The organism is Ruania zhangjianzhongii, from assembly GCF_008000995.1.
Taxonomy (GTDB): Bacteria; Actinomycetota; Actinomycetes; order Actinomycetales; family Beutenbergiaceae; genus Ruania; species Ruania zhangjianzhongii.
On the sequence record NZ_CP042828.1, the window covers coordinates 286,872 to 306,733 of the forward strand.

Here is a 19,862-nt window from a genome sequence, read left to right on the forward strand (position 1 = left end):
AAGTATCAGTCGGGTGCGCCGTCGTCGGCGTGATAGACCGCGTGACGGTCCACGTGCATGTACACATCATTGGCGATCGGGGTGCGGCGCTCCTCGGCGAGCTGCCCGAGCAGCCCCGCGGTGCGGGCGAGCAGGGCGAAGCCGCGCAGCAGGTCCACCGGCAGGCCCAAGTCGGCGAACGCGGCCCCGCACACCCCCGCCCCGTTCAGCGGCAGCGGCTTACCGAGCGCGGTCTCGCTCATCCGCCCGACCGCCTCGAAGAGGCGCAGATGCGCTCCCCGGGCGCCGGACTCCTCGGCGATCGCGATCAGCCGGGGCGTGCGCGGGTCGCCGCTCTTGTGCACCGGGTGGCCCAGGCCCGGCACCAGGCGTCCGTCGGCACGACGATCGCGGATGGCGGCCAGGGCGAGCTCGTCCCAGCCTGCGTCGTCGGTGGGCAGATCGCCGGAGTGGGCGGCGAGCGCATCGGCGAGGAATCGGCCAGTGTCCTCGGTGACGCCGAGGAACCGGGATCCGCCACCGAGCAAACCGGCGGCGATCGCCCCCTGCAGCGACTCCGGGGCGGACAGGTAGGTGAGCCGGGCGGCGATGGCGGTGGGGGTGAACCCGTGATCAGCCAGCGCCACCAGCGCGGCCTCGAAGACCCGCAGCTCACCAGGGCTCGGCCGGCGCATCGCGACCAGCCAGAAGGCGAGCTCACCGAAGCTCACCTCGCCCATCAGTTCCCCTGCCAAGTCGTGCCCGAGCAGGTGGATCTCCTCCGCGGTCGAGGTGCCGAGCGCGGTCGGGTACTGCCCAGTGGGGTGCTGCTGATCGGTGGCCATCAGTGCCCTCCCGCCGGTGTGGCGGCCGGCCGGGTGGCGAGCCAGTCCCGGACCTCGTCGGTGTGCTCGCCCAGGCGCGGCGGCGGCAGGTCGTAACGCGGGGGAGTGGCGGAGAAGGTGACCGGGTGGCGCACTCCGGGGACCGCGTCGTCGCCGGAACCTACCTGCACCACCGGGTCGAGGCCGAGCTTCTTCGCGTACTCCACCCCCTCGGCGATGGAGTTGATCGGCCCGCTCGGTACGCCCGCGGCGTTCAGCCGCTCGAACCAGTGCTCGGCCGACTGGGTGCCCAGCCGTTCCACCAGCAGGGGGCGGAGCTCCTCGCGATTGGCGGTGCGGTCGCCGTTCTCTGCGAATCTGGCGTCGTCGGCCACCTCGCCGATGCCGAGCACCTCGCACAGCTTGCGGAACTGGGAGTTGTTGCCGGCGGTGATGATCAGGTCCGCGTCCGCCGTCGGGAGCGGCTCGTACGGGAACAGGCTCGGGTGGGCGTTACCCATCCGGTGCGGGGTGACGCCGCCGCCCACGTAGGCCATCGTCTGGTTCACCAGACCACTCATGGCCGAGGCCATCAGGCTCGCTTCCAGGTGCTGACCCTGCCCGGTGGCGTCCCGGTGCCGCAGCGCGGCCAGGATCGCGATCGTGGAGTGCAGCCCGGACATCACGTCGAACACCGAGATGCCCGCCCGGTACGGCGGCCCGCCCGGGTCCCCGGTCAGGCTCATCAGCCCGGACATCGCCTGAACGATCAGGTCGTAGCCGGGCAGATGAGCACCTTCGGCGCTGCCGAACCCGCTGATCGAGGAGTAGATGATCGCGGGATTGCGGTCGGCCACGGCGGTGTAGTCCAGGCCGAACTTCGCCAGCCCACCGGGGCGGAAGTTCTCGATCATCACGTCCGCTGCGGCCGTCAGCGCATGGGCAGTGGCCAGATCCTCGGGGTCCTTGAAGTCCAGCACCACCGACTTCTTGTTCCGGTTGATCGAGGCGTAGTAGGTGGCCACACCGTCGGGGCGGACCGGCGGCACCCAGGTGCGGGTGTCATCCCCGCCGGGACCCTCCACCTTGATCACCGTGGCACCCAGGTCGGCGAGCAGCATCGTGGCGTACGGGCCGGCCAGGATGCGGGAGAAGTCGGCGACCACCACGCCGTGCAGGGGGCCATGGCCGGCTGGTGTGCCGGCGCCCCCGGGGGTGCTGGTCATGGAGGTCCTTCCCATCGTTGGAGAGCCCTCGGTCACCGTGGAACAGGTCGACGGCGTCCGTCAAGCGGACAGGTGTCCGTTGATGTGATTCTGGGCTGCTCGGCGAGCCCTGTCAAGAGTGTCCGCCCTGACCTGCGGACCGCGGACCAGGCCACGGGGCACCTCTTGACATCGGTCTGGAGCGAGGCGATAGTACGAACGTGGCCGCTGGGCGGACATCTGTCCGAAGTGGCGTGACCTGCGACGATGGAGGTACCCGTGGAAACCAACGATGGCCGACCGGCTGATCTGCCGACCGATCGCCCGGTGCTGTTCCGGGGTGGAACCGTGCTGACCATGGACGATGCGCACACCGTGCTGACCGACGCGGACGTGCTCGTCGTCGACAAGGTGATCGCCGCCGTCGGGCAGCGCCTGGACGTGCCCGAGGGCACAGTGGAGATCGATGCCCGGGGAGGCATCGTGATGCCGGGCATGATCGACACACACCGGCACCTGTGGCAGACCGCGATGCGCGGCTATGGCGCGGACTGGACGCTGACTCAGTACTTCGTCTGGTACTACCTCGAGCACGGGATGAAGTTCCGGCCCGAGGATGTCTACGCCGGCAATCTGCTCGGTGGCCTGGAGGCGCTCGACGCGGGCGTGACCACCACGGTGGACTGGTCGCACGGGCTGCGCACCATCGACCACGCCGAAGCCGCAGTGGACGCCCTGGAGGAGGTGCCCGGCCGGTTCGTGTTCGGCTACGGCAACATCTTCGCCGGACCGTGGGAGTGGGCCACCGCGCCGGAGTTCAGCAACTTCGTGCAACGCCGGCTGCGCGGCAGCGACATGCTCGGCTTCCAGATGGCTTTCGACGTCACCGGTGACCCGGCCTTCCCGGAGAAGGCGGCGTTCGAGGTCGCCCGCGAGCTCGGTGCCGGAGTGACCACGCACGCAGGGGTCTGGGGTGCCACCAACGACGACGGCATCCGGCTGATGCACGAGCACGGATTCATGACGCCGGAGACGGTGTACGTGCACTCGGCGACCCTGAGCGACGACTCCTACCAGCGCATCGCCGCCACCGGCGGATCGGTCTCAGTCTCCAGCGAGTCCGAGTCCAGCTGCGGACAGGGCTACCCCTCCAGCTGGGCGATCCGCGCGCACGGCATCCCGGTGTCGTTGTCGATGGACACCAGCGTGTGGTGGAGCGGGGACCTGTTCTCCGCGATGCGTGCCACCCTCGCCTCCGACCGGGCCCGGGAGCACCTGGAGGCGCACGCGAACGGGGATACGGTCACCAACATCGCGCTGCGCGCCGAGCAGGTGGTCGACTGGGCCACTCGCGGTGGAGCGAAGACGCTCGGACTGGACGCGATCACCGGCAGCCTCGAGGTGGGCAAGAAGGCCGACGTGGTGCTGCTCAAGAACGACAGCTCGCCAGCGATGTTCCCGCTGCTGAACCCGTACGGGCACGTGGCCTTCCAGGCGCAGCGCGCCGATGTGCACACCGTGGTGGTCGATGGGCGGGTGGTCAAGCACGAGCACCGGCTGCTCGGTGACCACGTGGCCGGAGCCCGGCGCAGCATCGAGGACACGGTCGGCTACCTGCAGTCCACCCTCGGTGCTGAGGGGTGGGCCGAGGGGATGAGCCCGGACATCCCGGAGACGAAGATTCTGGACAACCCGTACATGTACACCGAGTACCGCAGCGCCGCTACCCGCGGGCAGTGAGGGAGCCGATCCGAGGACTACGCTTCACCTCAGCAGCCGGCGCATCGATTGGAGAGCACATGGCGCGGGAGGGGCGTGGCCCGGATTTCATCGAGGCGCTGTCGCGTGGGCTGGACGTGCTGCGCGCGTTCGACGCCGAGCGGCCGGTGCTCTCGTTGAGCGAGGTGGCCCAGCGGGCCGGTCTGGCCCGGCCCACGGCGCGGCGGATCCTGCTCACCCTGGTCGAGCTCGGCTACGTGCGCTCGGCCGATGGCGGGAACTCGCTGACCCCGCGGGTGCTCGAGTTGGGGATGGCGTACGTGAGCTCGCTCGGGCTGTGGGACCTGGCACGCCCGCATATGAAGGACCTGGTGGCGCAGACGCACGAGTCCTCCTCGATGTCCCAGCTCGACGGGTCGGACATCGTCTACATGGCGCGGGTGGCAGTGCCGAAGCTGATCGCGCTCCGGGTGGATATCGGCACTCGGTTCCCGGCAGCTCGCACCTCCCAGGGAAAGGTGCTGCTGGCCTGGAAAGATCGGGATGAGGTGGAGGCGATCCTGGCGCTGCCGACCCGGTCCGGCCTGCCGCCGGAGCCGGCAGTGGCGGATTTCGAGCAGCATCTCGCGCTGGTCCGCGAGCAGGGCTATGCGTATGCGGATGAAGAGTTGGCACCGGGCATCCGGTCCGTGGCCGTTCCGGTACGAGATGGCGACGGCGTAGTGCGGGCGGCAATGAACGTCACCGTACACGCCGCTGAAACTAGTGGGGATGTGGTGCTCGGGGAGCACCTGCCACATCTGATCGAAGCGGGCGAGCGGGTCAGTCGCGACTGGGCGGCTTGGCAGGCGCGGCCGATCGTCGACATGGTCTGATTCAGAAAGACTGCTTACTTCTGGACAATTTTCACTTCGCCATAATGCCATTATCGCGAAGTATTTCCTTTGTGTATTAGCGTAAAGACCGATTCATTGTCGCGGCCAACGGCGGCCATTTGCGGCGAAATTCGGTTCTGAGGTCCCCGGTGCGCCCGGGGTGAGGCCGCTGCCGCGTGCCTCGGGGCGACCCCCGCTGGACAGGGTGAGCCGATCGCGACCGGGGTCGCCCACGATCGGCTGTCTCGAAGTGCGGTCACCATGGCGACGGGGTCGTGAGGTCGGGCAAATCCTTGTGCTCGCAACGGAAACAGGTTGTGTTGAGCGCGCCCCATGCGGCCGATGCTCTGACCTGCACGTTTGGCTGATCCGCTCACCCTGGGCCTCACCCCGCTCACCCTGAGGGTCACCCCGCCCTCACCCTGACCTCACCCTGTAGATGAAGAATAAATCATCCACCATTCCGAGAGGATTCGCTTGTGGGCAGTCATTGCCGATGGATATACATATGTCTTGCCGGGTTCGTTTCGATGCGAACCGGGGGATCAGAGAGTCGCCTTGTTTGAGGGAGAGATTCGTGAGGCACGTTTATAGGCATGCTCGCTCTACGCGACGCAAAGCCGGCTGGGGGAGCAGCGTTGCTGCACTCGGGGCGGCGCTGCTGGTGGTCGGGCTGACCGGCCCGGCCTCATCCGCGGATGCCGCTCCGGAGGACCCGACGGCGGTCGAGCAGAGCACCGCCGCAACCGAGAGCCAGATGGCTACGGATGCGGACGCAACGAGCACCGAGGACCAGCCGGCCGCGGAGGAGCAGCAGGTCAACGGCGACCAGCCGGCGACCGCGGCCGGCGAGGGGGACGCAGCTGAGACCGACGCGACTGAGGCACCGGTGGACGCTGCCGCCGAGCCGGTGCGTTCGACGTTGGCAGTTGAGGTTACCGATGAGGCGGGCGCGGCTGTTCCGGGTGTGGGCTTCGAGCTCTGGCTGGAGTCGAACGGCAGCACCGGGCTGCAGCGCAGCGACGACACCGACGCAGACTTCGACTGCACCACCGCGGGCGACGGCACCTGCATCGCCGGTGCGGACGCCTCCGGCGCAGCACAGCTCGACGCGGGCACCTATTACTGGGTGCAGACCGAGACCCCCGACGGCTACCAGGCTCCCGAGGACGGCGGCGAGCCGGCCGCGACCATCACTGACGACGAGGCCGGCACCGTCCTCGACCCCACCGAGGTGACCCTCGCCGCCGTCGAAGAGGACGAGGGCGAGGTGTCCGACCAGGCCACCGACGAGACGGCAGCTGCAGACGACGAGGATGCGGCTGAGGTGGATGCGGACGAGTCAGACTCGGACGAGGAGACCGCCACGGACGGCGAGCGCACCGCCACTGGTGGGTCCGACCGCCCGGCAGCACTGAACTCCGAGGACGGTGCGATGGCACCGATGTCGGTGCCGGGCGCCAGCTCGACTGACGGCACCGCCGTGATCAACGTGAACGTCGGGGGCCTGCGTACCGGCACTGCCTCGAACGCCGTCAGCGGCCTCGAAGGTGTGACGTTGCGGCTCCACACCGGCAACAGCAACGGTCCGAGCAACCCGGTGAACGAGGACTGGGCCGAGTGCGCCTCCGACAGCGAGGGCGACTGCTCCTTCACGGTGCCGGAGACGCAGCCTGAGGTCGGCCATCAGGGCGAGTGCATCCGCGGGTGGCTCATCTGTTGGGAGTACGAGTGGATCGTCACCCAGCCCGAGGGCGACAACTACGACACCCGCTTCTGGGTACTCCAGGAGTCCGCGTCCGACGGCTGGTACGCCAACGATGAGCTCGTGGTCGGCCAGAACAGCCACAGCTCGAGTAGCTACCAGTTCCGCACCGGCAGCCAGCTGCGCGCTGGCCAGACCTACGAGTCCGGCAGCGACTTCATGGCCTCGGGCGGCCAGCAGACCTCCAGCGGCATCTGGCAGAACTCCATCGCCAACCCGCAGCTCCCGCAGACCTGTCAGGACGGTCTGAACGTCGCCCTGGTGCTGGACCTGTCCGGTTCGATGGACAGCTACCTCGGAAACCTGAAGAACTCCGCGAACGGCTTCGTCAACGCGTTGGCCGGGACCAACTCCTCGGTCGCCCTGTTCACCTTCGCCGAGAGCGCTCCGCGTTCCAGTGGAACCAACGGCCAGAACTACCCGTTGATGGCGATCGACGCTGGGAACAACCAGCAGACGATCAGCAACCGCATCAATGCCTACAGCAGTGGCGGCGGTACCAACTGGGACTCCGGTCTCTACCAGGTGGCCCAGTCGAGCACCCACTTCGACCTGACTGTGGTGATCACTGACGGCAACGCCACCTACTACCGGAACGGCAGCAGCACCGGTGGCAACGGCAGTACTACCAACTTCCGGGAGACTGAGTACGCCACCTTCTCCGCGAACGCGATCAAGGCGGACGGTACTCGGGTGCTCGCCGTCGGTGTGGGCGACGGGATCAGCGGCAGTGCAGCGAACCTGTCCGCCATCTCCGGGCCGACCCCCTACTCCTCGGGTACCCCAGCGAACAGCGCCGACTACTTCCAGTCCAGCTGGCAACAGCTCGCCTCGGTGCTCAGCGATATCGCCAAGGGCGCCACCTGCCAGGCGACCATCGACGTCACCAAGTTCACTCAGACCTACGGCTCCACCACCTGGGAAGAGACCCCGGGGTGGGCGTTCGATGCCGAGCAGCAGACCGGCACCAGCACCTTCGCCAGCATCGGTGACGGCACCACCGGCACCGAGGGCTCGGTCGAGTTCACCGTTCAGTTCGACACGATGAACGCCACCACCACGGTCCGCCTCACCGAGGTACCCAACGCCGCGCAGCAGGACCTCGGCTGGGAGCTGGTCGCCGACCGGGCGACGTGCACGGTGAACGGCGCGGGAGTCGATGTCGAGGTCAATGCCTCCGGGCTCTCCCTGACGATCGCCGAGATCGGCGTCAACGACCACGTCAGCTGCGACTTCTACAACCGGCAGGTGCTCACCCCGGACATCGAGGTGGTCAAGCACGGCTGGGACGCTCAGGCCAACGAGCTCACCTCAGGCAGCTCCGTGGTCAGCGGAACCGTCATCACCTGGACCTACGAGGTGACGAACACCGGCGAGACCACGCTGCACGACATCGCCGTGGTCGATGACCAGGTCGGCACCGCCAGCTGTCCAGCAACCACGCTGCCGCCCGGGGAGTCGATGACCTGCACCGCCAGCGGCCCGGTCACCGCACTTCCCTGACCCCTTCATACCCCTCCAGACCCAGCAGAAAACCCAAGGAAACCCGGTCCAGGCCAGTCACGGCCTTGATCACCAATAACCAAGGAGACACCATGCAGAAGAAGACCACCGGCGTTATCGCCGGCATCGCCGGAGCAGCCCTGCTGATGGGCGGCACCACCTTCGCGCTCTGGAGCGACAGTGACACCGTCGATGGTGCCCAGATCAGCTCCGGAAACCTGGACGTCGCCGTGATCGGCGACGCGGGCTCGCAGTGGAGCTGGAAGGACATCTCCGCCGACCGCACCGACAAGTCGCACGAGATCGACCTGGCCGACTTCCGGATCATCCCGGGTGACGTCATCGAGGGCACAGTTGCTCTGGACGTCGCCCTCGAGGGGGAGAACATGGTCGCGGCCCTGGGTGCCGAGCTCGGCGCAGCCAGCGGCGAGCTCACCAACCTGGACATCGACGTCGCCGTGACCGACAGCACCGGTGCTCCGGTGACGCTCAACTCCGGCGGCACGATGGTCCTTGCCTCGATGGACAACGGCAACCCGGACTCGCAGACGATCACCACCGTCGGCACCGCCCTCGATGACGCTGCAGACGTCACGGTCACCGTCACGGTGACCTTCCCGGCGAGCACCGGCGGCCAGGACCACGTGACCGAGTCCATCGCCCTCGACGGCGCCACGATCACCCTCGACCAGGTGCGCAGCGGCGTCGACGGCTACATCGGCTGACCGACTGCCGGGTAGGGGCGGCCCGTCCGCCCCTACCGGATGACCTCCACCCGACCACCTCATCACCGCACGAGGAGCACCCATGGCCACCACCGCCGTCGAACCGGAGAGCCGCACGGCTGACACCGGTGCGCCGCGCCGCACGGTGAGCTTCTGGCGCTCGGCGCTCACCGGAGCGTTCAGTGTGCTCGTCCTGGCGATCCTCGCCCTGGCGCTCGCACTGGCCGTGGTGCCACGGGTGATGGGAGGTGAGGCACTCACCGTCCTCACCGGGTCGATGGAACCTACCTACGCCCCCGGCGATGTCGTCGTCTCCGTTCCGCGGGACGACTACGGCGTCGGGGACGTGGTCACCTTCCAACCGGTCTCGAACGACCCGACCCTGATCACCCACCGGATCGTCGCCGTCCAGCTCGGCGGCCCCGACGGAACGACGTACATCACCCGCGGGGACGCCAACGGCGCCAGCGACGACCCGATCGAGGCCGAGCAGATCATGGGCGAAGTCGTCTACGACGTGCCCTACGTCGGTCACCTGGCCCTCGCGGCCGGGGAGCACCGGAACGCACTCATCGCGATCGCCGGCGCAGCCCTGATCGGCTACGGGGTCTACTCCGTGGGCTCAGACCGGATCGGCAAACGCCGCCGCAAGAGTGCGGAGGCCACGTCGTGAACCAGCATCATCAGCACGAGGGGAGAGCAGTGCAATGAGGACCAGACGGCGCCTGCCGCTGCTGGCCGGAGCAGCCTTGCTGGCCGGGATGGTCGCCGGAGGCGGAACGTTCGCACTCTGGAACACCGAGGCCACCACGCCGGCGAACATCATCACCAACGGCAACCTGGACATCGAAGCCGGCGACATTCGTTGGGACGAGACGTCCGCGGACGTCGCCAGTCCGCAGACGGACCTTGACCCGGCAGACTTCCTGGTGCGACAGGGAGACACGATCCAGGTCAGCTACGAGTTCACCACCCACCTGCAGGGCGACAACATGCTCGGCCAAATCGAGGTCGACTGGGCCGACGCACCGGCTCTGCCCAGCGGGGTGAGCGGCAGCTACCAGCTGAACGACTCCGCCGGCGCCGAGCTCGCGACAGCTCCGCTCGGCACGGTGGTCCGGCTCGACGACGCTGCGCAGCAGCTCGACGCCGACGACGCCGGCCGGGCCGACACGTACACACTGACGATCGACCTCGACTTCGCCGACCTGGATGACCGGTTCGGCGCAGACAGCGCCGCGGCGCTGGCCGACCTCGGCACCTTCGACGTCGAGCTGCACCAGGTCCGGACCGGGGAGGGTTTCCAGTGAGCACGAACACGACATCCCGGGCGCGCTCAGTGGCCGTCGTGGCCACCTCGGCGTTGCTCGGCGGAGCACTCGGCCTCGGCGGCGCCTCGTTCGCGCTGTGGGAGGACGCGGTCAGCTTCGACGGGCAGATCGCCAGCGGCTACGAGTACTTCGCCGCCGGCCGGGGTGAGGCGAACGCCTCCACAGTGGCCGACTCGGCGATGACCGCGGTCTCCGACGCGGTCGCGCCACCGACTGGGGAGACCGCCGCCGTGACCATTGGCACCGCGGACGCTCAGATGCTCCTTGAGGACCACGAGCTGGCGGTCCCGCTGCGCACCGACTCCCTCAGCCAGGGCAACAAGGGACTGCACTACACCCTCGCGGAACCCGACTGGGGCGACGGCATCTTCGGCGCCGCAGACGTGTTCCTCTTCCCGGTGGCCACCGCCGCTGACTGCACTGTGGACAACGCCCCGGCCGATCCGCCGGCGGAGCTGTCCTCCACCCCGGTGGCCGCGGACTACTCCGACGCCACCACGCCGACCACAGAGTACTGGTGCTTGGTCGCCGCCCTCGGCGCCCTGCCGGACGAGGGCGATTACACCAACGAGGTCACGGCCACGGGAACCGACCCGAGCGATACCGAAGTCAGCGACACCGACACCTGGTCGGCGGACGTGACTTCGGCGATGGACCCGGCCGACGAGCCCGACCATGAGATCGCCGTCACCTATCAGACCTTCCGACCGGGACAGGAGCCATAAGCCATGAGCACCCGATTCGGCCTGCGCACCGCTGCGGCTGCCGGCCTCCTCGCCGCCGTACTGACCGGCGCGACCGTTCTGCCTGCCTCCGGTACCGTCGACGACCGGTCCGACGCTGACTACACCCGCTCGATCCAGCTCTCCTGGGACGGCACCGAGTACGCCGACCGCACCACCGAGAACTTCCTCGGCACTCCGGTGGCCATCCCTGGCGACAGCGCGACTCGTATGCTGCGGGTCCGCAACGACGGCCCCACCGACGCCACCTTCCGAGCCACGATCACCAACGTCGGCCTGCTCGACCCGGATGCCTTGGACGTGCAGCACCAGCCGGCACACGTTGCCCCGGAGGGCGAGTACGCCGGAGCCGGAGACCAAGGAAACTTCTACGACGACCTGCGGATCGACTGGGACTACGGCCTGGGTGAAGCGGGGAGCGACTCGGTTGGTGATCGAGCCTCGATGACCATGCTGGATGAGGACGGCTCCACAGTGATCGTGCAGATCCCCCTCGCCCAGGGCGAGCTGGTCTGGATAGATCTGACGTACGAGCTGCCGCGTGATGCCACCTCAGGTAACCGCGCCAACGTGTCCGATCGCCTCGCCTCCCTCCAGATGGTGCTCGAGCTGGGCGGCTCCTTCCCCACGGCGGACACACCGCTTCCCGATGGCTCCACGGCTCCGCCCGTGACTGCGGACGCGCCGCCAGGCACCCAGACGCAGCCGTCGTCGATGCCCGAGACCGGCGCGGACCTGCGTTGGCCGGCGCTCGCGGTGGCCGTGCTGCTGGCGCTCGGCGCCCTGTTGGTACGCGCCTCCCGGCGTAGAGAGGATGTCCGCGGTCATCACTGATCCTCCCCCGGTCGCGCAGCATGCTGCGTGGGTGATGACCACGGCTCGGGACCCCGACTACTCTCCCCCGAAGGGGTCCCGGTAGGGCCCGCGAACCGATCGGTTCGCGGGCCCTACGTCGTCTCGGGATATGCCAAGGCCATCCGGCCAGACGGGCGTCTGAACACCATTGTGCAGGCAGAGCACCCAACGGGCGGTCCTCAGCCTGCGGATCGGTGCTCAGTCGGGCGTATAGTCCGCGCGCGGAGGTGAGTCGTTCGCGATCAGGACGTGGGCGGCTTGGCGGGCAGCTGCCACACCTGGTGCAGCCCGGCGTCGACGCCGCTGTAGTCGTCCTCGACGGCGAGCAGCTCGGCCATCCGGGCCTGCCAGGTCACGTTCGCGGGGTGGTCCCGCAGCGCCGCCCGCATCGCCTGGTAGTCCTCGACCTCCAGCAGGTGGAACAGGTCCAGGCCGTGCCGCCAGATCCGCCAGCTGTGCACCCCGGCCGCGCGCAGCGCCGGATCCAGCTCGTCCGGGATCCGTGCGTGCACCCGGTCGTACTCGGCCTCCTTGCCCTCTTTGAGCACAGTGTGCAGGGCGATCTGCTCCATCAGGTCCTCCCGTTCTTCTCGGTCATCTCAGTTCTCCCGCCCGACGGCGGAGCTCACCGGGGCGGGGCCACCTCGCCGAGCTCTGCCCACACCTGAGGCGGGACCGCCTCGCCGTAGCGGGCCACGTTCTGCGCCACCTGTTCCGGGCTACTCATCCCGAGCACCACACTGGCCGTGGCCGGGTGACGCAGCCCGTGCTGGATCGCCAGCGCCGGCAACGTGGTGCCGTTCTGGGCAGCCAGAGCGGCGATCCGGCGGGCCCGGTCCACTACGTCGGCCGGGGCAGCCAGATAGTCCAGCGTGGCATCGGCCGGAACCTCTTCGCGGGCCAGGATGCCGGAGTTGAACACGCCGGCGAGCACCACCGGGCGGCCTGCGGCAGCCGCCACCACGCCGGCGAACCCGGCCTCGCGCAGTAGCGTGTACCGGCCGGCGAGCATCGCCGTGTCGATGTCGTAGTCGGCGAACGCCGCGACCACCGTCGCCGGATCGTTCGTGCCCACCCCCACGGCAGTCACCAGGCCTTCCGCGCGCAGGGTGAGCAGAGCCTCGAGCCCGTCGGCCAGCGCACCCGGCACTGCGGAGACGTCCGGATCGTGCAGGTAGGCGATGTCGATGTGGTCCAGCCCGAGCCGGGTCAGGCTCTCCTCGATCGACCGGCGGATGCCACCTGCGCTGAAGTCCCAGACCCGATCCAGATCGCCCGGCACGTCGAACATGTCGTCGTCCCGTGGCAGCGGCGGAAGGCGCGGCACCAGTAGCCGGCCCACCTTGGTGGAGAGGGTGAACTCGTCCCGCGGCCGGCCGGCCAGGGCGCGACCGAGCCGGCGTTCGGACAGACCCAGGCCGTAGTGCGGCGCGGTGTCGAAGTACCGGATGCCCGCGTCCCAGGCGGCGTCCACACAGGCCTCGGACTGCTCGTCACTGATCGCGGAGTACAGGTTGCCCAGGCAGGCGGCACCGAAGCCGACCTCGGTGAGGGCGAGGCGATCGGTGAGGGCCCGCGCGCGCACTACGTCCGATTCCGATGTGCTGTGTTGGCCCCCAGGCGGTAGGTCCGCTGCGCGGTGCCGGCGAGGATCGCCGCCCGTTCGGCCGGGGCCAGCGGGGTGATCAACTCGGCCACGGCGGCCAGCCAGCGCCCCGCGCCACCGGTGAGGCGCACCACCGGCCAGTCGGTGCCCAGCAGCAGCCGGTCCGGGCCGAACGCCGCCAGGGCCGTGGCCACCACCGGTTCCAGATCGGCCGGTGTCCAGGTGGCGTGCTCGGCGCCCATGGTGATCCCGGAGAGCTTCGCCACCACGTTCTCGCGGCGGGCCAGCGCGGTGACCGTGGCCTGCCAGCGCGCGAGCGCAGCGGAGTCCAGGATCGGCGGGTTGCCCAGGTGGTCGAGCACGAACCGCACCTGCGGGTGCCGGTCGGCCAGCGTCACCGCCTGGTCCAGCTGGTCCGGGCGGAGCACCAGGTCCACTGCCAGACCCGCAGACCCGAGCGCCGCGATCCCGGCGGCCAGGCTCAGCAGCGCCTCCGGGTCCGGGTCCTGGTGGGACAGGTGCCGGATGCCCACCAGAGCACCGGGGGAGCGGGCGTCGATGCCGGCCAGCTGGGCGGGCACATCGGCGCGCAGGTCCACCCAGCCGACGGCGCCAAGCACGCTGCGGTGGTCCACTGCCGCGCACAGCGCCAACGTCTCCGCCGGGCTGTGGGCGGACTGCACCAGCACCGTGCCGGCGAGGCCACACTCCTCGCGCAGATCGGTGAGATCGGCCAGGGAGAAGTCCCGGTCGATCGCCGCCATCGTGCCGGAGTCGATCCACGGCTGCGGGGTGCTGGCGCGATGCCACACATGCGCGTGCGCATCGATCACCGGTGTCTCGGCGAAGGGTGCCTCGGCGAACGGCATACTCACGCCGGTCGCAACCGCAGAGCGTCCATCCCGCCGTCGATCGCCAAGGTCACCCCGGTGGTGGAACCATTTCTCGGGCTCGCCAGGTAGGCGACCGCCTCGGCCACCTCGGCCGGGTCCACCAGGCGCCCGTGCGGCTGGCGGCTCTGCAGCGCGGCGCGCTCGGCCTCGGGGTCGGCGGCGGAGTCCAGCAGCCGGTTCACCCACGGGGTGTCCGCGGTGCCCGGGCTCACGCAGTTCACCCGGATCCCCTCGCGGATGTGATCGGCGGCCATCGCCCGGGTCAAGCCCAGCACCGCGCCCTTGGAGGCGGAGTACAGAGCGCGTTGCGGCAGCCCGGCGGTGGCAGCGATCGAACTCACGTTCACGATCGCGGCAGCGGGGGAGAGGCGCAGGTGTGGCAGCGCGGCGCGGCTGGTGCGGACCATGCCCATCAGGTTCACATCCAGCACCTGGTGCCACTGCTCCTCGGAGCCGTCGGCCACGGTGCCCTGCGCACCGATCCCTGCATTGTTCACCACCACGTCCAGTCGGCCCCAGGCGCCGATCACCTGCTCGACGGCGGCGCTCACGCTGGTCTGGTCGCTCACGTCGGCGCGCAGCTCCAGCCAGGTGCCTTCCGCCGCGCCAGCGGCAGTGCCCGCTCCGGGCTCTGCCACGGTGCGGTCCAGGATCGCCACCCGAGCTCCGCCGTCGTGCAAGCGTTGCGCGACCTGTGCACCGATCCCCGAAGCACCTCCAGTGACCACGGCCACCAGCGACTCGAACTCACCCGTGCCGGGCGCCGCCGTGCTCATGCTGTGCCTCCGTTGCTTGGGTGCTGCGGTACCTCGCTGCAGTACAGCTCGTGCCTCGGCGTCCCTTCGCGGGGGCTCCGCGCCCTCATGCTTGCCCCATCACGGTGCGCTGCCGGCCGAGACCTTCGATCTCCACCTCCACCACGTCACCGCTGCTCAGGTACGGGAACCGGCCGGACAGTGCCACCCCCTCCGGGGTTCCGGTGAGGATCACATCACCCGGGTCGAGCGCCAGGTACTGGCTCAGGTGCCAGACGATGTAGTCGACGTCGAAGATCATGTCCGCGGTGCTGGAGTCCTGGCGCGGCTCGCCGTTCACCCAGCTGCGCAGGCGCAGGTTCTTCGGGTCGACCTCGTCCGCGGTGACCAGGTACGGGCCGAGCGGGGAGAAGCCCGGTGCGGACTTGCCCTTGCTCCACTGGCCACCGGAGACGGCGAGCTGGAAGTCGCGCTCGGACAGGTCGTCGGAGGTGACGAAGCCGGCGATGTGGGCGCGGGCCTGCTCCGGGGAGTCCAGGTAGAGAGCGCGGGTGCCGATCACCACCCCCAGCTCCACCTCCCAGTCGGTCTTGGCACTGGCGCGCGGGATGTCCACCGGATCGAACGGGCCGGTGAGGGTGTTCGCGGCCTTGAAGAACAGGATCGGCACCTCCGGCGGCTCGGCCCCGGACTCGGCGGCGTGCGCGGCATAGTTCTGGCCGATGCACAGGATCGAACCGGCTCGGCTGATCGGGGAGCCGATGCGCAGGTCCGCGGCGCCGGGCAGCTCGGGCAGGGTTCCGGCGGCGACCGCCTCCCGGATAGCCTGGAGCGTGCCTGCGCCCAGGTGCTCACCATCGAGGTCGGGCACCACCGTCCGCAGGTCGAACGTGCCCTGGTCGGTGATCAGGGCGGGGACCTCGTTGCCAGGGGTGCCGAGGCGGGCGAGCTTCATACGGTCTCCTTGCGCGGGAGCGGTAAACATCGGATGTATGGACGCTACGCTAACCGGTTCTCGCGGCGGAGAGCAATGAATGTCCACGTGATGGCGCGCGAAGATAGGATGATTCGCGTGGCAGTCACCGATGCGGCAATCAGCGCGATCAAGGAGATGATCGTCGTGGGCGAGCTCCGCCCCGGGCAGCGGCTGCCGCCGGAGAAGGAGCTGGGCGAGCGGCTCGGCGTGTCCCGGAACTCGCTGCGCGAGGCGGTGAAGTCGCTGGAGCTGATCCGGGTGCTGGACGTGCGCCGAGGGGATGGCACCTACGTGACCAGCCTGCGCCCGGAACTGCTGCTGGAAGCGATGAGCTTCGTGGTGGACCTGCACCAGGACGCCTCGGTGCTGGAGATCTTCGCCGTCCGGCGGATCCTGGAGCCGGCCGCTGCTGAGCTGACGGTGGCCATCATCGAGGATGCGGAGCTGGACGCACTGGCCGCGGAGATCGAGGGGTTCGGTGAGGACGCCTCGGTTGAGGAGCTGGTGGCGCACGATCTGGCCTTCCACCACCGGATCACCGCCGCCGGCGGGAACGAGTACCTGACCAGCCTGCTGGACGCGCTCTCCTCCTCCACTGCGCGGGCCCGGCTGTGGCGGGGGATCACCCAGGACCGGGTGGTCACCCGGACGCTGGCCGAGCACGCCGCGATCGTGGCAGCGCTGCGCTCGCGAGACCGGGAGCTGGTCCGGGCCGCCCTGACCGTGCACATCGGAGGCATCGAGACCTGGCTGCGCTCCGCCGTCGAGCAGGACCCCCAGACCCGCTGAAACGATCCATGCGTTACCTGCTGCGCAAAATCGGCACCCCGGGTATCGCGCACGCGGGACAGGTATCGAAGGGGTTCCGGCCGCCAGTGCGGGGCAGGTGCCCGAGTCAGCACCGTGGGCCGGGTGTGATGCGGCAGGATCGTGCTGTGCGCACACCGATCATCCTGGACGTAGACACCGGCATCGACGACGCGTTGGCGCTGATGTTCGCTGCCCGGCACCCAGACCTGGAGCTGCGGGCGGTGACCTGTGTGAGTGGCAACACCTCGCTGACCAACGTGGTAGCGAACACCTGCGCCGTGCTGGACCTGGTGGGCGCCGAGAACCTTCCCCTGGCGGCCGGTGCCGAGCGGCCGCTGATCGAGCGGCCCCGAGATGCCGCGTCTGTGCACGGTGCGGACGGTCTGGGCAACCTCGGTCTGCCGCCCAGCGACCGGCCGGTGGAGCATCGGCACGCGGTCGAGGTGCTCCGGGAGGTGCTCACCGAAGCGGACGAGCCGGTGACGATCGTTGCGCTGGCACCGCTGACGAACCTGGCGTTGCTGTTGCGGATGTACCCGGCGGTGGCCGAGCGGATCGCCCGCGTGGTGTTCATGGGCGGGTCGGCGTCGGTGGGCAACGCCAGCCCGGTCGCGGAGTTCAACATCTGGCACGATCCGGAGGCCGCCGCGGTCGTGATCAACAGTGGGTTGCCGTTGACCATGTACGGGCTGGACGTCTTCCACCAGGTGGTGGTCGAGCCCGGTGAGGTGGCCCGGCTGGCGGACTCGGTGGACGTGGTGGCACGAGCGGTCGGACATCTGCTCGGCTTCCAGGCCCAGTCCGAGGAACCGGCGCTGCGGCTGATCGGCGATGCCGGTGCGGTGTGCGCGCTGGTGGCACCGGAGCTGATGCGGATCGAGCGCTGGCCGGTGCGGGTGGAGCTGACCGGGCTGAGCCGCGGACAGACCGTGGTGGACCGGCGCACCCGGGCGGGGGAGGACCGGGTGCACGGCACTCCGGGTGTCTGGCCGGAACTGGACGTGGTGCTCGGCGCGGACGGCCCCGCCGTCGTGGAACTGTTCCTCGAGACGCTCGGCTGCCGCGGGTAGCCCCTCGCGAAAGTTATGCCGGTGAGCCTTCTCGGGACGGCGGGCACAATTTTCCCGCTAGTTAATTATGGTGCGGGGCGGGCGGCCGGCGGCGCAGGGCGGAGCGGGTGAAGAACCACGCGAATCTCGCGGCGGCGTACAGCCGGCGGGCGCGGGTGAAGCCCTGCCCCCGGATCGAGGCCAGGAGCCGGACGAGGTCCCGGGTACCGATGGCGAGCATCATCCGCTCGGCGTCACCGGGCGCGGCATCGGCGGCAGAGATCTCGGTGCGCAGATGGGTGAGGCCGTACAGGAGCGCCAGCGGGTTCCGGGAGCGCACGTGCTTCTGACCGGTGAGCTGCCAGGCGCGGCCGTTCGCGTCGTCGAAGCGCAGGTCGTAGGACATTGCCTCATCCCGGCCGTCGGGGAACAGGGAGAGTGTCCCACTGAGCTCGGCCTGCGCGGTGATTCCGTCGATATCGATCAGCCCCCGCATGGCCACTGTGTGCTCGGGTTCGGACAGGAACCGATCCATGCTGGCGATCTCGGCAGTCAAGGACATGCTGGTGTGCCGGCGGGCCCGCCGAGTGGTCATCATCCGCTCGCGGAACAGCACGCCGTTACCTTTGGTAGCCGCGTGAAGCTCGGCCGCGAACGTGAACGCGGCATCCTCGGGCACGCGGGCCGGTGTGACGGCAGACCACTCCGGCGCCCGCCAGTTCGGCTGACCGGCCTGGCGGATCAGGTTCTCGATCGAGCGTTCGGCGACGGCGAGGATCGTGGCGGAGGGGTTCACCCCACTCGCCGCGCCAAGGACCGAGCCGTCCATCACGACGAGTCCGGGATAGCCGTGCACCTCGCCGAACTCGTCCACCACGCCGGAGTCGGCATCCATGCCGTGCCGCACCCCGCCGAGGGGGTGGACGGTGATGGTGCGGCGGAGCAGGGTCCAGGTGAGCGGCTGGGAGAGACGTGCTTTCAGCAGGCGGGCGAGGAGCGGGCCCACACGTAGCTGGGATCGGTAGAGCAGGCCCTGCCAGCGGTTCCGCCAGGACAGCATCACCTGCCCTTTCCGGTCCAGCTGCAGGGTTCCGTTGCCGGAGTCCTTCCCCATCGAGAGCACGGCGAAACTGCGGCGAGGGTCCGCCGCCCGGATCCGGCGCCGCCACCACAAGCGGGCTCGCTGCCCCGGCACGAGAGCGTCGAACAGGTGGCGGACCACCGGGGGAACCGCGCCCTCCTGCACCTGAAACCAGACCGACCCTCGCCCTTCGGGCACGTCGAGCACAGTGTTGGTGGTAATGGTCGGGCCGGTGGTCATGTCCTCCTTGCCTGGGCGGAGCTGGGCCAGGGTGAGGAAGTCGCCGTTCCCGGAGAAGCCTTGTCCGAGGTGCTGGGACAGTCCTGGAAGTGTGCGGTGCACATCGCGGGACCTGAGCAGGAGCTCGGTGGTGGCCACAGTCCCGGCAGCGAGCACGACTCGGGGCGCCGTCCATTCACGTGCCGGGGCGTCGGGATCGGAAGGGGTCGAGACCATCACGGCGTAGCCGCCGTCACGTGGTTCGATCCGGTGCACCTCGGCATCGGTGATGGCCTGAGCACCGGCGCCCTCCGCGGCAGCCAGATAGTTGTAGTCGAGGGAGTTCTTCGCTCCGTGGTTGCAGCCGATGACGCACTCGCCGACGAACGCGCAACCGCGCTGGCGTACGCCGTGCCGGTTCGGTTGCCAGGTATCTGGATCGCCAAACGTGACGGCGAGGTTGGGCCGGATGGTCCTTTCTGGGAACCTCTGCATCAGGTCTTCGATCAGGCTGGTCCGCGGGGGAGGCGCACCGGTGCGAGGATCCTCACCTACGGGTGAGACCCCGAGCATGTGCGCGGCGAGGTCGTAGTAGGGGTCGAGGACCTCTCGCCGCTGATGGGCGGGCCAGCGCCCGTCCAGCGCATTGTCGAAGGGCCGGGCAAAGACGTTGGCGTAGACCAGGGACCCCCCTCCCCAGCCCGCGGCCTGGACACTGGCCATGCGGTCGAGCCAGCGGATGTCGTAGAGCCCGCTGTCCTTGTGCCACAGCCAGCCGTCCTCCAGGCGCGGCTGGCGAGGAAACTCGCCGGGCACCCAGCGCCGGCCGCGTTCGAGCACAACGACGGACAAGCCTGCCTGCGCGAGCCGGGCGGCGGCGACCGCACCGCCGAAACCGCTACCGATCACGATGGCATCGGCGGCGAACGTCTCACTCATGGGGATCCTT

At 69.3% G+C, this 19,862-nt stretch carries 18 protein-coding genes; 10 read left to right on the forward strand and 8 right to left on the reverse strand.

Translation table 11 applies throughout. The features are described from left to right. Positions 1 to 5 precede the first annotated feature (5 nt). The gene (locus FU260_RS01535; RefSeq protein WP_147915460.1) at positions 6 to 824 is read right to left on the reverse strand and encodes a citryl-CoA lyase; all 819 of its coding nucleotides are present in this window, start codon (positions 822 to 824) and stop codon (positions 6 to 8) included. Next, positions 824 to 2,029: a CaiB/BaiF CoA transferase family protein gene (locus FU260_RS01540; RefSeq protein ID WP_147915461.1), complete on the reverse strand. Its 1,206-nt coding sequence runs from the start codon at positions 2,027 to 2,029 to the stop codon at positions 824 to 826. The genes FU260_RS01535 and FU260_RS01540 overlap by 1 nt, the downstream gene beginning before the upstream one ends. A 258-nt stretch (positions 2,030 to 2,287) precedes the next feature. Between FU260_RS01540 and FU260_RS01545 the strand changes: the two genes are divergently transcribed. The 8 genes from FU260_RS01545 (at position 2,288) to FU260_RS01580 (ending at position 11,503) form a co-directional block, all read left to right on the forward strand. After that, a complete protein-coding gene (locus tag FU260_RS01545; protein WP_210418173.1) occupies positions 2,288 to 3,748 on the forward strand; it encodes an amidohydrolase family protein in 1,461 nt (486 codons plus the stop codon). 59 nt (positions 3,749 to 3,807) lie between these two features. Next, positions 3,808 to 4,602 (forward strand): IclR family transcriptional regulator domain-containing protein, encoded by a 795-nt coding sequence (locus FU260_RS01550; RefSeq protein ID WP_147915463.1) that lies wholly within the window; start codon positions 3,808 to 3,810, stop codon positions 4,600 to 4,602. A gap of 577 nt (positions 4,603 to 5,179) precedes the next feature. After that, the gene (locus tag FU260_RS01555) at positions 5,180 to 7,870 is read left to right on the forward strand and encodes a DUF7507 domain-containing protein (RefSeq protein ID WP_168211603.1); all 2,691 of its coding nucleotides are present in this window, start codon (positions 5,180 to 5,182) and stop codon (positions 7,868 to 7,870) included. Positions 7,871 to 7,962: 92 nt separating this feature from the next. After that, positions 7,963 to 8,595, forward strand: coding sequence for an alternate-type signal peptide domain-containing protein (locus FU260_RS01560; protein WP_147915465.1), 633 nt, complete (start codon positions 7,963 to 7,965; stop codon positions 8,593 to 8,595). A gap of 82 nt (positions 8,596 to 8,677) precedes the next feature. Next, entirely contained in the window at positions 8,678 to 9,268 is a 591-nt protein-coding gene (locus FU260_RS01565; RefSeq protein ID WP_147915466.1) for a signal peptidase I, read from the forward strand. Between the two features lie 34 nt (positions 9,269 to 9,302). After that, the gene (locus FU260_RS01570) at positions 9,303 to 9,905 is read left to right on the forward strand and encodes a hypothetical protein (protein ID WP_147915467.1); all 603 of its coding nucleotides are present in this window, start codon (positions 9,303 to 9,305) and stop codon (positions 9,903 to 9,905) included. Beyond that, on the forward strand, positions 9,902 to 10,651 hold the full coding sequence (locus tag FU260_RS01575; RefSeq protein ID WP_147915468.1) for a hypothetical protein: 750 nt from the start codon (positions 9,902 to 9,904) through the stop codon (positions 10,649 to 10,651). The genes FU260_RS01570 and FU260_RS01575 overlap by 4 nt, the downstream gene beginning before the upstream one ends. Before the next feature lie 3 nt (positions 10,652 to 10,654). After that, entirely contained in the window at positions 10,655 to 11,503 is an 849-nt protein-coding gene (locus tag FU260_RS01580; RefSeq protein WP_147915469.1) for a hypothetical protein, read from the forward strand. Between the two features lie 263 nt (positions 11,504 to 11,766). On the opposite strand, the gene FU260_RS01585 is transcribed toward FU260_RS01580, so the two are convergent. The 5 genes from FU260_RS01585 to FU260_RS01605 form a co-directional block, all read right to left on the reverse strand. Then, on the reverse strand, positions 11,767 to 12,096 hold the full coding sequence (locus FU260_RS01585; protein WP_147915470.1) for an L-rhamnose mutarotase: 330 nt from the start codon (positions 12,094 to 12,096) through the stop codon (positions 11,767 to 11,769). 53 nt (positions 12,097 to 12,149) lie between these two features. After that, positions 12,150 to 13,109 carry an aldo/keto reductase gene (locus FU260_RS01590; RefSeq protein WP_147915471.1) on the reverse strand — a complete coding sequence of 320 codons (960 nt, stop codon included), beginning with the start codon at positions 13,107 to 13,109 and terminating at the stop codon, positions 12,150 to 12,152. Then, positions 13,109 to 13,999, reverse strand: coding sequence for an amidohydrolase family protein (locus FU260_RS01595; protein WP_147919260.1), 891 nt, complete (start codon positions 13,997 to 13,999; stop codon positions 13,109 to 13,111). The genes FU260_RS01590 and FU260_RS01595 overlap by 1 nt, the downstream gene beginning before the upstream one ends. 2 nt (positions 14,000 to 14,001) lie before the next feature. Beyond that, complete coding sequence (locus tag FU260_RS01600; protein ID WP_147915472.1) at positions 14,002 to 14,799, reverse strand: SDR family NAD(P)-dependent oxidoreductase; 798 nt, start codon at positions 14,797 to 14,799, stop codon at positions 14,002 to 14,004. 85 nt (positions 14,800 to 14,884) lie between these two features. Beyond that, positions 14,885 to 15,733, reverse strand: coding sequence for a fumarylacetoacetate hydrolase family protein (locus FU260_RS01605; RefSeq protein WP_147915473.1), 849 nt, complete (start codon positions 15,731 to 15,733; stop codon positions 14,885 to 14,887). 117 nt (positions 15,734 to 15,850) lie between these two features. Here FU260_RS01605 and FU260_RS01610 point away from each other — a divergent pair, with 117 nt between their 5' ends. Both FU260_RS01610 and FU260_RS01615 read left to right on the forward strand, forming a co-directional pair. Further along, complete coding sequence (locus tag FU260_RS01610; RefSeq protein WP_147915474.1) at positions 15,851 to 16,543, forward strand: FadR/GntR family transcriptional regulator; 693 nt, start codon at positions 15,851 to 15,853, stop codon at positions 16,541 to 16,543. Positions 16,544 to 16,689: 146 nt separating this feature from the next. Beyond that, the gene (locus tag FU260_RS01615) at positions 16,690 to 17,634 is read left to right on the forward strand and encodes a nucleoside hydrolase (protein WP_235912140.1); all 945 of its coding nucleotides are present in this window, start codon (positions 16,690 to 16,692) and stop codon (positions 17,632 to 17,634) included. 61 nt (positions 17,635 to 17,695) lie between these two features. Here the strand turns inward: FU260_RS01615 and FU260_RS01620 are convergent, their stop codons facing one another. Further along, entirely contained in the window at positions 17,696 to 19,852 is a 2,157-nt protein-coding gene (locus FU260_RS01620) for a GMC oxidoreductase (RefSeq protein ID WP_147915476.1), read from the reverse strand. Positions 19,853 to 19,862 lie beyond the last annotated feature (10 nt).